Raw genomic sequence first — 13,931 nt, 5'->3', positions numbered from 1 at the left:
GTCTTCGTTGTCTGGCCAGTCGACAACCGGGAGCTGAGGTAGGCCAAGCCGTGGTGCGAGCACCTCGTTTGCCTCGGCCATCCAGGTCGTAGCCCAGGCGAGATCACAAGACAACGCGGCAAGCCGGCGGCCGTGTTCGGCGTCGAGAGCTGCCAGCAGAGGGTTGGCGTCATTGCCTATCGGGCCCGCGGCGCGGCCGAAGGGCAGAAGCGTCCCGTCCACGTCGAGAAACAGCAGCGGACGATCCGTCACCGCGCGGTGCCGATCCCGTGATCGGCGAGGCAGCGTGCGCCCGCGTTTCCGAAGTCCACATCCGGCCAGAGTTGGTGCGCGGCCGAGTCCAGCCACTCGCGCGGCGGCTCATCGGCCCGGAAGTAGGCAATCATGCGTGGTTCGGTCAGCGTGGAGCCGTATGCACCTATCACTCGTTTCACCGATAGCGCCGGCGCAGCTCCGCACGTTGGATCTTCCCGCCCGACGTCCGCGGGAACCCCTCCGCCGGTACCGCGAGGATCTGGGCCGGCGTGACCTGCCAGCTCCGGGCGACCACGGCGCTGACGGCCCGGGCCACCCGCACGACGGGTACGTCACCGTCGGAGACGTAGAAGATAACCAGCGATTCCGTGCCGGTCCGAGAGTTCGGTACGCCGACCGCGGCGACCAGCCCGTCGCGCACCCCGTTCATCCCGCCGACCACCCGCTCAACCTCATGGCAGGGGAGGTTCTGCCCGTTGAGGATGATCAGGTCCTTGGCCCGTCCGGTGATCGCGATCTCCCCATCGCGCATGAACGCGAGGTCACCCGTGTCCAGCCAGTCGTCTCCGTCCGGGAAGGCGAGCTGGGACGCCTCCGGATCATCGAGGTATCCGCGAATGACCCGGGCCGACGAGAGCTGGAGGCGACCGATGCGACCCTCGGGAAGTACCGCCCCGCTGTGGTCGACGATCCGCGCGGTCGCCCCCGGGGCCGGCCGTCCGACGGAGAGGAACTCGGTGACGTTTCCGAGGGGTCCTCCCCGGTTGCCCATTCCAGGTCCCCGTCCAGACTGGCCGTACGGAGGCGGTGCTGGGAACCGGCGCCCCGTAGGAGGCGTACGTGATCCCCGTGGTGGTTTCGGACATGCCCCAGGCCGGGCGCACAGCGGCCGCCGGCAGCCCGCTGGCGGCCAGGAAAGCCTCGATCGTCTCGGGCAGGCACTGCTCCCCACCGCTGACCATGCATCGCACTCCGCGAAGGTCCCACTGCCGCTCGGGCGTACGGGCGGCCGCTTCGGCCACCAGCCGCAGTCCGAAGTTCGGCGCCCAGCTGTGCGTCACCCGGTGCCGCCGCATCAGCTCCAGCCAGCGCAGTGGGTCGGCGAGCACCAGCTCGGTGGCGACGTTGACAGAGGTGACGCCGAGGAAGACTCCGGCGACGTGGTAGAGCAGCAGGCCCGCGGAGTGGTCCAACGGCAGCCAGTTGAGCAGGACGTCGCTCGGGCCGATGTCGAGCATCTCCCGTGCGCCGATGGCATTCTCGGCGAGCGCCCGGTGCGTCAGTGGCATGATCTTGGGCGTGCCGGTGCTGCCGGAGGACAGCTGCAGGAGTGCCACCGCCGCGGGATCGGGGTCGTCCTGTCCCGCCTCGTCGGGGATCCGCCCTGGCCGGCGATCTTCCCCGACGGTGGTCAGCTCCGACACCGCCACCACCCGGTCGCGCACCGCCAGGCCAGCGAGCACCTCGAGGTCATCCGAGCCACCCACGACGACCGGCTCGCCGAGCTTGCGCCACGCGTGCAGGAGAGCACCGACGCCCGGTGCGTCCGAGTCGTACCCGCTGAGCGCTCCCACGGTTAGCGGGACCATGCCGCCCAGCACGCAGCCGACGAAGACGGGCCAGAACTCGCTGCCGGCCGCGATCCGCAGGATGACGTACGAGCCGGACTGCAGCCCGCGTGCCCGTAGACCGGCCACTGTGGCCTCTCCCCTGGCCAGCAGGCTCGGATAGTCGAGGAACTGCTCGCGTCCGTCTGCGTCCACCACCCGGATACCGCACTCGGGGAAGTCCCGGGCCGCCCGGATGAGCGCGGCCCGGAGAGTGCGGGGGTGGGCGGCATCGATCGGCACGCCGCCGCCGTAGCTGATGGCGGGACGCCGGTCGGGCGATGCTGGATTCACGAAGCAACCTCGACTTTCTGCACAACGGGTCGGTGCGGCCGGCTCTGCCGGGAGCGGACGTGGGTGATGACGAACACCACGGCGGCGGCGAGCGCCAGCCCGTGCGCCGCAGCGACCACCGGTAGGGGAGAAAACTGTCCGAGGGCGAATGCGCCGACGATCATGCCGAGACCGAATCCGGCGTTCTGGACCGCCGCGGCCAGGCCGAACAACTGGGCCCGCCGGGACGGCTCGACGTTCTGCAGGCGCATCGTGTAACTGATCTCGGCATAGCCGTCCGCCATCCCGGCCATAACCACCACCACGGCCAGGAGCCACAGCGGCGGACCAGTGAAGGCGATGACGAACAGCACCGACATCGCACAGGTGGCGACCCCGAAAGCAACCGGGGAGGAGGCTTTGGCGTTCCGTCGCCCGGCCCGCCACGCGAACCAGCGGCCGACTACCAGGCTGCCGACCGCCCACGCCGTGGTGAACAGAGCGGCAAGCGTGGCGGGTGCGTCGGGTCGGGTCAGACTCGCGTACACCGGCAACCCCACGTTGTGCGACGCGGAGCCGAAAGCGTCGGCTGCCCGTACCGCGATCATCGCCAGCACCACGGGGGCGATCCCGGACAGCGCCTGCGAGAGACGCGGGCCACGCGGGCGGCCCGCCGGCCGCCCCCGAGCCGGCGCGATCGCCGGACGCCAGCTACCTACCCTGGTCAGCAGCAGCGCGGAGACGACGTAGGACGCTGCGTCGACCAGGAACGCGGCGTGGTAGCCGAGCAGAGTGACCAGCAGGCCCGAGGTTCCGAAACCGAGCAACATGGCCGTCGAACGGACCGTGACGAGATGCGCGTTGGCCCGGGCGAGCCCTTCGGGCTCGACCAGTTCCGGAAGCCCGCTGCGCAGCGCGACCCCCCACTGGGCCTGACCGGCGCCGAGCACGACGGCGAGCCCGTAGAGCACCGCCGGCTTGGCTTCCATCGGAACCAGGACCAACAGCACGAGGACGGAGGCCGAGAGCAGGTCGGCGGTGACCATCAGGCCGGTCCGGGTGTAACGGCCCACGAGCACTCCGGCAATCGGCGCCATGAGGACGCCGGCAGCCAGGCGGACGGCCATGAAGAGCCCCGTCTGCACCGTGGAACCTGTGACGTCCAGGGTGAACAGCCCCAGCGCCACCATGTTGAGGAAGCTGCCGTAGGTGGACGATGCCTGTGCGGCCAGGACTAGGCGGAGGGGTCGTGCCGTGCGGACCCCCGTCGTTGGCAGGCGCAAGCTATGCCGCCCTCGTGCCGCTCGTCGCAACCGCCCGGATCATCCGTCGCATGACTGCTTCAGGTCCCGGAGATGGCGCAGCCCTTCCATGACCGTCGAGTCGGGCAGTCCGAAGTCGATGAGGCACGCGATCTCGTCGACGCCGGCCGCGCGCAACTCCTCGACCCGCTTCCATCCGTCCTGCACGGTGCCGAACAGACCGGTGTCGGCGAAGTAGCGTTCGAAGGCCTGTTCGAGCAACTCGTTCACCACCGCCTCGACCATGACGGGATCGAGGTCGTCGTCGTCGGCTGGCGTGTGCGACATGAGATCCAACGAACTCCGTAGGTATTCCTTCATCGGAGCCTGAACCAGCGAGCGCACCTCCTCACGGGAGGTCCCGAGCAGGGTGTGCAGCATGACGACCACGTTCGGCTGGGCGGACGTGGCCTCCGCGGCCTGTCGGTAGACCTCGATCTTCTGCGCCAGCTCCTCGATGTCCTGACCGAACAGGTGGGTCAGGACACCCGCGCCGAGGTGTCCGGCGACCTCGAAGGTCTGTGGGCTGCCACCGCTCGTGATCCAGATCGGCAGTTCGTCCTGCACCGGCCGCGGGTACAGCTGCACCTGCCGGGTCTGCCCCTTGCCGTCCACCACATTTGCCGGCTCGCCGGCCCAGAACGAGCGGACCTGACCCACGGTTTCTGCCACCACCCGCGCGCGCTCCGCGAACGCCTCCGGGCGGAAGGCGAAGTCGACCGGGTTCCACCCGGGAGCGAAGGCGACGCCGGCCCGTCCGCCCGACAGGTTGTCGACCATCGACCACTCTTCTGCTATCCGCAGCGGATGGTGCAACGGTGCCACCACGCTGCCGGCGCGGACCTTCACACGCTTGGTGACCGCAGCGACGGCGGCACCGGTCACCGACGGGTTCGCATACGGGCCACCGAAAGCGTGGAAGTGCCGCTCCGGCGTCCACACCGCCTCGAACCCGTGCTCATCGGCGAACCGTGCGCCGTCGATGAGGAGACGGTAGAGACCCGCGTCCCGTCTCGGGGCCGCATCCGCGAAGTAGAAGATACTGAACTTCATGCTGTGGTAACTCCTGGCTCGGAGCAGTCATCTGCATGAGTGCTGGTCGGTTGACTATTCCGTTCGAGTTGCGGGTCGACGCTCCCAATGCCGGAACCAATTGGCATCCATCCACCTTCCGCGGTCGACACCGACGGGTCCATCGTGGCGTGCGACGGGTGGGCGCGCTTACTCTCGTTTGCTGTCCGTCACCCGATCCTCGTGCTGCTCACAGGACCTGACCCACCTCGGTACGCGGGAGCAGGCCCGCACGAATGACCGGCTCATCGACCGACCCGGTCGACGGGTGCGGAAAGCGCCGCAGCAACCCCAGGGCGGACACGCCGACCGGCGGTATTCGCCGCTGCGGCAATTGGCGAGAGGCTGTGCTTTCGAGAAATCAGCAACATTTCTCAGGCCGGCGTCGGACACGACGGACCGGACGCACCGAGGGTGCGGACGAGGCCGGCCGAGACCTCACACCAGCGACGCCACCTCACGCGCTCGCACGCGCTTTCAACGGACGGAGTACTACCGATGGCGGACCGCCCGCATGGATCGCCCGGCAGCGTGTCGCTCGACGACCTCTGGTGGGAGGCAGCCGGGCCACCGGAGAGCGAGGAGGACGAGGCCGAGGGTTTCCTCACCCTGGGTGGGCAGTCCCTCGCCGCCCTCCGGTTCGTGGCTGCGGCGCGGGAGCGGTTGGGCCAGGAGATTCCGCTGGCCCTGTTGATGCGTGACAACGCGTCTCTGGCTGAGGTGCGAGCACGGGCCGTTCCCGCGCCGGCGCCGGCCCCGGCGGAGCAGCGCCGCGCCCACGACCGCTCGCCGCTGGCCCCCAGCCAGCGCCGGCTGTGGGTGCTGAGCCGGCTGCACCCCGAGTCGGCCGCCTACAACGTGGTGACAGCGCTGCGCCTGCGCGGCCATCTTCAGGTCGACGCGCTGCGCGCCGCTCTTCGTGACGTCGGAGGGCGCCACGACGCGCTGCGCGCGTGGGTCACCGACGCGCCGGAGTTGCGGTACGACGACAGTGCGCGGCCGGAGTTGGCGGTCGAGGAGGCCGACGGTGTGCTCACCGACCCGGCGGTCGGGGAGTTCGTACGCCGGCTCGCGGCGGTCACGATCCCGATGGACGAAGCGCCCATGCTGCGGGCGGGGTTGCTGCGCTCGGCCGACACCACGGACGCGTGCCTGGTGCTCTCGATGCATCACATCATCTCCGACCAGGCCACGGCGGACATCGTCGTGGCCGATCTTGCCACCGCGTACGCGGCCCGCTCGGCCGGGAAGGCACCCACCTTCGATCCCGCCCCCAGCTTCGCCGAGTACGCCGAGGCCGAGAACCGGCTGGTGGGCGGCACCGCCTGGCGAGCCGACCTGCGTTACTGGCAGGACCTGCTGGCCGAGGTGCGGGACACGCCAAAGTTGCCGGTCGCTCAGCCGATGGCCCCCTCGTTACGCGGCGCGAAGCAGGAGGTGGCGCTGGGTGCCGAGCGGACGAGCCGGGTGGATCGGTTCCTGCGTACACACGGTTTCACTCCGGCGGTGCTCCTGCTGGGTTGCCTGGCCGTGGTCCTGACGCGCTGGAGCGCGACGGAGCAGGTGGTGATCGGTATGCCGGCCAGTCGGCGTCGCACGGAGACGGAGCACCAGGTGGTCGGCTTCCTGATCGAGACCGTCCCGCTGGTGTTGGAGACCGGTGGTCGCTCCGATCTGCTCGACGTCCTGCGTCATGTCCGCGACCGCCACGTCGGCGCCATCACTCACGCCACCCCGACCTTCGACGCCCTGCTCGCCGAGCTGAACCTGCCCGTACGTCCTTTCGGCAATCCGTTGTTCCAGGTCTGGTTCAACGACCTCACGCAGAGCGCTGAGCTGCCCCGGCTTCCGGATGTCGAGGTGCGGGCGCAGCCGGCGCCGGGAACGGGTGCGCTGTTCGACCTCAACCTCTACCTGCACCGCGACACCGACGGGTTTCGCCTCGAGCTGGTCCGCGCCGAGGACCGGGTCCGGCCGGGTGTGGCCCGGGAGCTGCTCGATCAGTGCCTACTCGTCCTCGACCAGATGCTGATCGACGCCCACGTGTCGCCGCGGGCGGTCTCCCTGGTCAGCGCGGACCGGCGGGCGCACTCGCCGTTGGCCGACCCGGCACCGGCCATCGCAGGTGCCGACGCCTGGTCGCCGGCACGGGCCCTGCGCGGCAGCGGTGACGACACCGCGCTGCACACGGTCGAGGGTCCACTGAGCTACGGCGTGCTCGACGCCGCCGTCGAGGACCTTCGTGCCCGGCTGAGCGCCGCCGGTGTCACGCCGGGGCAGGTGGTGGAGATCCGGGGCCGCCGCAGCGCTGGTCTGGCGACGGCGCTGCTCGCCGGCTGGCGCGCGGGGGCGGTGCTCGCGTTGGTCGACGCGGCCCTACCCGAAGCTCGCCTGGCCGAACAGCAGCAACAGCTCCAGCCTGCGGCCGTGATCGACGTACCGTCGGAACCGCTCGCGGCGCCCGCGCTCCGCAGCGGCGTGCCGGAGCCGCGGACGCTGCCCGGCGCGAGTCACATCCTCTTCACCTCGGGCAGTGGCGGACGCCCGGCCGGCGTGGTGGTCGGTCCGAAGCCGTTGAGCGCGGCGCTTGCCTGGTACGGGGCGACGTTCCGGCCGACCGCCGCGGACCGGTTCGCGCTCGTCGGCGGGATCGGTCACGACCCGGTGCTGCGCGATCTGCTCGTCGCATTGCACGCCGGGGCGAGCGTCGCGGTGCCCCCGGAGGCGGTGCTCGCCGACCCGGCCGCACTGCTGCGCTTCCTCGCCGATCAGCGGGTCACCGTGCTGCACGCCACCCCCGGGCTGTTGGAGATGCTCGTCGCGGCGCATCACTCCGCGCCCCAGGTCCGGTTGGACATGCTGCGGCTCGTGCTCAGTGGGGGCGCACCACTGACCGCCGGGCTGGTCCGGCGGCTGCGGAAGCTGACCCCGGCCGCCGTGGTCAACGGCTACGGCACCACCGAGACGCCGCAGCTGGCCGCCTGCCGTCAGGTGATCGGTCACGGCGAGTCAGCCGAGGAGGCGCTGGCACAGTGGGCCGACGACGAGGTGCTGCCGCACGGACGCGGCGTGGCGGGCAACGAATTGCTGGTCCTGGCAGACGACGACCGGGACGTCGGAACAGGTGAGCCCGGCGAGATCGTGGTGACGGGTCCCCTGCTCGCCGAGGGATACCTGGACGACGGTCGACCGGCGGACCGCTTCGTCACCGGCCCGGACGGTCGACCGGCCTCCCGGACCGGCGATGTCGGCCGCGTCGACCCGGACGGCGGGGTCCAGTTCGTCGGCCGGCGGGACCGCCAGGTCGACGTCGACGGTCACCGCCTGGACCTGGCCGAGGTGGAGAGCGCCGCGCTGCGCGCGGGTCCGGTGGCACAGGCCGTCGCCGGGACCATCGCCACCGCGGCCGGACCTGTCCTGGCCCTGCAGGTTGTCCCCCGGCCCGAAGCCACGATCGACCCGCAGGCGCTGCGATCGCACCTGCTGTCGCTGCTGCCGAGGCACGCCGTGCCTGCCCGGATCGACATCCGGCACCGCCTCGCCACCAGCGCCAATCACAAGGTGGTGTTCCACCCCACCGAACTCTCACCCACGGGCACCGGCGACACGGCGGTGCGGCAGCGTGGCCGGGACGTCCCGGCCACCGACACCCAACGCTGGCTGGGCGATCTCATCGCCGGGGTCATCGGCCGGCAGATCGGTCTCGACGAGCACTTCTTCGAAGCCGGTCTCACCTCGATGAGGCTGCTGCAGGTGCACGCGCTGCTGGCCGATGCGATGCCCGATCCGCCTCCGGCAACGGCGTTCTTCGCACATCCGACCGTTCGCCAGGTCAGCGCGCTGCTCGCCGGAGCGGACGCGGCTGCCGGGCCGGTGGCGCCCCTGCGTTCCGCGGCCGGGCTCGGGAGTGCCGGTGACCGACGCCGGGCCGTCCGAACCCAGTTGAACCAGGACCGGAAAGGGAGGTCGGGGGATGACCGATGAACTCGAGCCCATCGCGGTGATCGGCATGGCCGGGCGGTTCCCCGGCGCCGACGACGTGGAGCAGCTCTGGCAGAACCTCAGCGCGGGTCGGGAGTCTGTCCGCTTCCCGTCGGAGGACGAGCTGCTGGCTGCCGGAGTCCCCCGCTCCACCCTGGACGATCCGACGTACGTGCGGGCGGTCGCCGAAGCCGCGCAGCTGGACATGTTCGACGCGGCGCTGTTCGGGATGACCGCGCGGGAGGCACGCACCAGCGACCCGCAGTTGCGGCTGTTCCTGGAGACGGCGCACGCCGCCGTGGAGAACACGGGCTACAACCCGGACTCCGTGACCGACGTGGGGGTCTTCGGCGCCGCCGGCACCAACCGGTACGTCGACCTCTACCTGCGCCCGAAGCCGGGGACGCCCACGGGCATCACCGGACTCGCGGTCGGCACCTGGAACAACCTTGGCTCGCTGGCCACCATGGTGTCGTACAAGCTGGATTTCACCGGGCCGGCGATGAGTGTGCAGACCGCGTGCTCCAGCTCGCTGGTCGCCATCCATCAGGCGGTGGCCGCCATCCGCAACGGGGAGTGCGAGATCGCTCTCGCCGGCGGCGTCGAGGTCGAGATGCCGGTGACCCACGGGTACCGGTGGGCGATGGACGGACCGTTCAGCCGGGACGGGCACTGCCGGCCGTTCGACGCCGCCGCCAGCGGCACGATCTTCGGTAGCGGCGTGGGTGTCGTGGTGCTCAAGAAGCTCTCCCAGGCGCTCACCGACGGTGACGCGGTCCGGGCCGTCGTGCGGGCCACCGCCGTCAACAACGACGGCGCCCGGAAGGTCGGCTTCACCGCCCCCGGCGTGACCGGCCAGACCAACGTGGTGCTGGAGGCCATGATGATGGCCGGGGCGGACGTGAACCACGTGGGGCTGGTCGAGGCGCACGCCACCGGGACGATGCTCGGCGACCCGATCGAGGTCGCGGCCCTGCTGGCCGCGTACCGCCGACTGGGGCACCCGGGTGACGGCACCGTGGCCCTCGGCTCCGTCAAGGCCAACGTCGGTCACCTGGGGCACGCGTCGGGTGTCACCTCGTTCATCCGCGCCGTGCTCAGCCTGGAGCGGGAGCGAATCGCGCCCACCATCAACGTGAGCGCCGTCAACCCCAAGCTCGAGCTCGACGGCTCGCCCTTCCACCTGCCGAGCGAACCCACCCCCTGGCCGCGCCGCTCCGACCGGCCCCGGCTGGCCGCCGTCAGCTCCCTCGGCATCGGCGGGACCAACGCCCACGCGGTGCTGCAGGAAGCGCCCCTACGGGTGGCCGAGCCCGCCGTCGCCCGGCCTCGCCTGCTGGTCTGGTCGGCAGCGACGACCACCGCCCGGGACACCTACCAGGAACGGCTCAGAAGCCATCTGGCCGACCACGGTGAGCGGACCTTCGCGGCGACCGTCTCGACGCTTCAACACGGCCGCCGCGCCTATCCGCACCGGGCCGCCCTGCTGGCCGAAAACGCCGCGGAGGCGGTCACCGGCCTCGCCGCAGGCGACGTCAACTCCGTGGTCCGGGGCTCCGGAGACCGGCGGGAACTGGCCTTCCTCTTTCCGGGGCAGGGCGCTCAGCACGCCGGCATGGTGCAGGACCTGTATCAGCAGGAGCCACGCTTCGCCGAGGCGCTCGACGAGACGCTGCACCTGTTCTCGGCGGCCGGCACGGACGTCGCGCACGCCTGGCGTACGGGCGACGACACCCAGTTGGCGGCCACCGTCGTCGCGCAGCCGCTGCTGTTCGCGGTGGAGTACGCCCTGGCGCAACTGTGGCGCTCCTGGGCCGTCGTGCCGCACCGCCTCCTGGGCCACAGCATCGGCGAGCTCACCGCGGCGGCCGTCGCCGAGGTCGTCAGTCTCTCCGACGCCGTCGCGCTGGTGGCGATCCGCGCGCGGGCGATGAACCGGATGCCGGCGGGTGGCATGCTCGCGGTCGCCGCCAACTGCGACGACCTGGCCGATCTGCTGTCGGTGGAGGTCGGGATCGCGGCGGTGAACGGGCCCCGACAGACCGTGCTGGCCGGTCCGCGCGACGCGCTGGACGGCCTTGCCGGCACGTTGCGGGAGCGCGGCCTGCGCAGTCGGCCGATCCGCACCGCGCACGCCTTCCACACGGAGGCCATGCGGGAGGCGGCCGACGAGTTCCGCTCCGCTTTCGGCGACGTCGCGCTGCGCGCGCCGCGTATCCCCATCGTCTCCGCCGCCACCGGCGCGACGATGACCGCGCAGCAGGCGACGGACCCGACGTTCTGGGCCGATCAGCTCGTCGAACCGGTGCTCTTCGGACCCGCGCTGGAGCATCTGCTCACCCAGGGGCCGCACATGCTGATCGAGGTGGGGCCGGGCCAGACCCTCACGTCGTTGAGCCGGTCGCACCGCGCCCTGGCCGACGAGGGCCACCTGGCTGTGGCGTCCCTGCCGCCCCGGCGGCCGAACCCGGGCGAGGACCAGAGTGCAGTTCTGCGTTCCCTCGCTGCCGTCTGGACCGACGGCCACGACGTGGACTGGAACGCGGTGGGTCACGGGCGACAGGTCGTCCGTACGCCGCTGCCGGTCTACCCGTACCAGCGGGAGCGGTTCTGGGCGGACCCGCCCGCGACCGCTGCGGTGGAGCCGACATCCCCCGCACCCGACACCGCACCGACGTCCGAGAGGGATCACAGCGTGGCGGCACCCGACACAGACGACCCGACGGAGGAGCAGTTGACCGGCGACACCCCCGTGGACGAGTCCCCGTTTTCGGTGCCCTGCTGGATACCGGCGCCCCACCGAGCGGACGGCAGCTCCGACACCGCGCCGTACGCGCTGTTGCTGGCCGAGGAGGACCGGGCGCGCGATCTGACCATTGCCCTGCAACGGGCCGGGATCAGGATGGTGCCCGTCCCGGCCGCCCGGGAGTCCGGCTCGTCCGAGCGCTCCTTCCACCTGCCCGCCCGACGTCAGGCTGAGCTGGGTGACCTGCTGCGGGACGTCGCGGCTGCCGGCCGGCAGCCGCTCATGCTGGTGCACGCGTGGGGTCTTTCCGGTACGGCTGCCGAACGCACCGATGTCGCCGCGCTCCAGCGCCCCTTCCGACAGCTGCACGAGGTGGCGCGGCTGGTGTCCCGGGTCTCTGGTGTGGCCGACGGGGCTCGGATCGTCGTACTGACCCGCCAGGCCGTCGACATCAGCGGCGCCGAGGGCGTACGCCCGGAGCACGCCCTGCTGCCGCCGTTGGCCGCGACCATTGCGGAGGAGGACCGACGACTCACCGTACGACTGATCGACCTCGGCGAGCGGGTGGCTGACGACGACCTCGCCGCGGAGCTGGCGGACCAGGACGGATCGCCGGTCGTCGCACTGCGCGGCGAACTCAGGTGGGTGCCCGCCGAGCGGCGGCTCGAGGTGGTCTCCGGTACGTCACCGACGGTCCGGCGTAACGGCGTGTACCTGATCACCGGCGGCGGTGGAGGGCTCGGCATCGAGGTGGCCCGCGGTCTCGCGAGGACCGGTCAGCAGCCGGTTCTCGTCCTGGTGGGGCGCAGCGGGTCGGTGCCGGGCGAGGTGGTCGACGAACTCGGCGCGCTCGGCGCGACGGTGGAGACCCACGGCTGCGACGTCGCGGACGCCCTCGCACTGGGTCACCTGGTCGACGAGGTGACCAGCCGGTGGGGGCCCGTCAACGGTGTCCTGCATCTGGCCGGCCGGATCGGCTCCGGCACGGTCCAGTTCACCGACGCGGCGGACAGCGAGGCGACGTTCGCGCCCAAGATGGCCGGTGCGCTGAGTCTCGAGTCGGTGTTCGCCAAACGCCAACGGCTGGACTTCTTCGTCTGCTTCTCCAGCAGGGCCGCGCTGGGAGGCCAGTCGGGGGGTGCCGACTACGCCGCGGCCAACGCCTATCTGGACACCTTCGTGCGCGACACGCCCCTCGTCGCGGATCGCCTGCTGAGCATCGACTGGCCGGCGTGGCGAAGCGTGGGCATGGCTGCGGGCGGAATGCTCCTCTCCGCCGCGGGAAAGGCTCCGGCTCGCCGGTGGCAGACGGTGCTGAGCGCGGAGAACGACCCGGTGACCGACGAACACCGGCTGGGCGACGTGCCGGTGGTGCCGGGCACCCGACACCTCGACCTGGTCGTCGACGCCTTCCGGGCCGAGATCCTGGACGGGGCGGACGAGCCGGTCCAGCTGAACGACGTCGTGTTCCAGCGGATGCTGGAGCTGACCTCGCCGCGGCGGGTGGAGGTGGCCTTCCACCCGGACGGCGAGAACTGGACCTTCGCGGTCTCCTCGGCACCGCTGACCACGTCCTCCCCCACCGACGTGCAGACCCACGTACGAGGGCGGGTCGCCGCGTGGCGGCCTGACGCGGACGCTCCGGCACCGCGCCACGTCGACCTGGCGGAACTGCGCGCCACGTTGACCGAGCACCGCCCCCTGCCACCGTTCGGCACCGACCGGCAGGCGTTCACGCTGGGCCCGCGCTGGCGCACCTATCAGCAGGTCCAGGCCCACCCGGCCGGTGACAGCCAACTGCTGGTCCTGGCGCTGCCCGAGGATTACCAGGACGAGGCCCTTCGACACGCGGTCCACCCGACGTTGATGGACGCCGCCACCACGTCGGTACGGGACCTGGACAAGGACGACATCCACGTCCCCTTCATGTACCGCTCGGTGGTGGTGCACGGCCGGTTGCCGGGTCGCATCCTCAGTCACATCCGCCGCCGGCCGGACGCCCCGGCCAACAGCATCATGGCGGACCTCGACGTCCTCGACGAGGACGGCACCGTGCTGGTCGAGGTGCGGGGCTTCACCATGCGCCGCGCCACCGACCCGGCCGCCCTGGTGTCACCTCGGGGGGCCGCCGACGGCGCCGCCGAGAGCGTGGGCATTCCGCCCGACATCGGTGTCGACCTGCTGATGACCCTGTTGGCGGCGCGCACACCCCGACAGGTGGCGGTTCGCCGGTTCCGCGACGGTCGTCCCGAGCCGTCGTCCGCGGACCTGTGGACGACGGCGGCGCGGGAGGAGACGCGGGCACGACGGCCGGTACCCGTTCCGCGGCCACCCGGACCGGCGACCGACCGGCACGGCCCGTCGACGCCGGCGGCCACCGTCCCGTCGGCGATGCCGGAACAGGCGTCCGCCATCGCCGAACCGCCACCGGCGCCGGCGATCGCGGAGCCGACAGCGGCGCCGGCCGAGCTGGCCGACCAGGTCCGCGAACTGTGGACGGCGGCGACCGGTGTCGTCGACCTCGGCGACGACCAGGACTTCTTCGCGCTGGGCGGCGACTCGCTGATCGCCGTGGAGCTGATGTCACAGGTCCGGGACCGCTTCGGTGTGGACCTGAGCATCGGCGCCATCTTCGACTACCCCACCCTCGGCAGCTTCATCGAGGAACTGCGCCGACTGGGAGCGGGCCGATGACCC

General features: G+C 71.4%; 7 protein-coding genes and 1 pseudogene. 2 read left to right on the top strand and 6 right to left on the bottom strand.

Annotated features, from left to right (window positions below; genetic code table 11):
* The 6 genes and pseudogenes from OG811_RS23360 to OG811_RS23335 form a co-directional block, all read right to left on the bottom strand.
* Positions 1–222: pseudogene (locus tag OG811_RS23360) on the bottom strand (hypothetical protein); the annotation flags it as partial.
* A gap of 26 nt (positions 223–248) precedes the next feature.
* Positions 249–386, bottom strand: coding sequence for a hypothetical protein (locus OG811_RS23355; RefSeq protein WP_406068680.1), 138 nt, complete (start codon positions 384–386; stop codon positions 249–251).
* Between the two features lie 44 nt (positions 387–430).
* A complete protein-coding gene (locus OG811_RS23350) occupies positions 431–787 on the bottom strand; it encodes a hypothetical protein (protein WP_406068679.1) in 357 nt (118 codons plus the stop codon).
* Between the two features lie 67 nt (positions 788–854).
* A complete protein-coding gene (locus OG811_RS23345) occupies positions 855–2,156 on the bottom strand; it encodes an AMP-binding protein (protein ID WP_406068677.1) in 1,302 nt (433 codons plus the stop codon).
* Positions 2,153–3,418 carry an MFS transporter gene (locus OG811_RS23340; RefSeq protein ID WP_406068675.1) on the bottom strand — a complete coding sequence of 422 codons (1,266 nt, stop codon included), beginning with the start codon at positions 3,416–3,418 and terminating at the stop codon, positions 2,153–2,155. Before OG811_RS23340 ends, OG811_RS23345 begins: the two co-directional genes overlap by 4 nt.
* A gap of 39 nt (positions 3,419–3,457) precedes the next feature.
* On the bottom strand, positions 3,458–4,489 hold the full coding sequence (locus tag OG811_RS23335) for a MupA/Atu3671 family FMN-dependent luciferase-like monooxygenase (protein ID WP_406068673.1): 1,032 nt from the start codon (positions 4,487–4,489) through the stop codon (positions 3,458–3,460).
* Between the two features lie 516 nt (positions 4,490–5,005).
* Between OG811_RS23335 and OG811_RS23330 the strand changes: the two genes are divergently transcribed.
* Together OG811_RS23330 and OG811_RS23325 are read left to right on the top strand one after the other, a co-directional pair.
* On the top strand, positions 5,006–8,491 hold the full coding sequence (locus tag OG811_RS23330; protein WP_406068672.1) for a condensation domain-containing protein: 3,486 nt from the start codon (positions 5,006–5,008) through the stop codon (positions 8,489–8,491).
* Positions 8,481–13,928, top strand: coding sequence for an SDR family NAD(P)-dependent oxidoreductase (locus tag OG811_RS23325; protein ID WP_406068671.1), 5,448 nt, complete (start codon positions 8,481–8,483; stop codon positions 13,926–13,928). The genes OG811_RS23330 and OG811_RS23325 overlap by 11 nt, the downstream gene beginning before the upstream one ends.
* Positions 13,929–13,931 lie beyond the last annotated feature (3 nt).

Origin of the sequence: Micromonospora sp. NBC_01638 (assembly GCF_045209745.1) — a bacterium.
In the GTDB taxonomy this organism is placed as follows: Bacteria; Actinomycetota; Actinomycetes; order Mycobacteriales; family Micromonosporaceae; genus Micromonospora.
This window is presented reverse-complemented; position numbering and strand designations above follow the sequence as displayed.

Bases quoted from the DNA above. Each gene is read 5' to 3' on its own strand.
- OG811_RS23355 (WP_406068680.1), bottom strand. From the start codon at position 386: ATGATTGCCTACTTCCGGGCCGATGAGCCGCCGCGCGAGTGGCTGGAC.
- OG811_RS23350 (WP_406068679.1), bottom strand. From the start codon at position 787: ATGCGCGATGGGGAGATCGCGATCACCGGACGGGCCAAGGACCTGATC.
- OG811_RS23335 (WP_406068673.1), bottom strand. From the start codon at position 4,489: ATGAAGTTCAGTATCTTCTACTTCGCGGATGCGGCCCCGAGACGGGAC.
- OG811_RS23330 (WP_406068672.1), top strand. From the start codon at position 5,006: ATGGCGGACCGCCCGCATGGATCGCCCGGCAGCGTGTCGCTCGACGAC.
- OG811_RS23325 (WP_406068671.1), top strand. From the start codon at position 8,481: ATGACCGATGAACTCGAGCCCATCGCGGTGATCGGCATGGCCGGGCGG.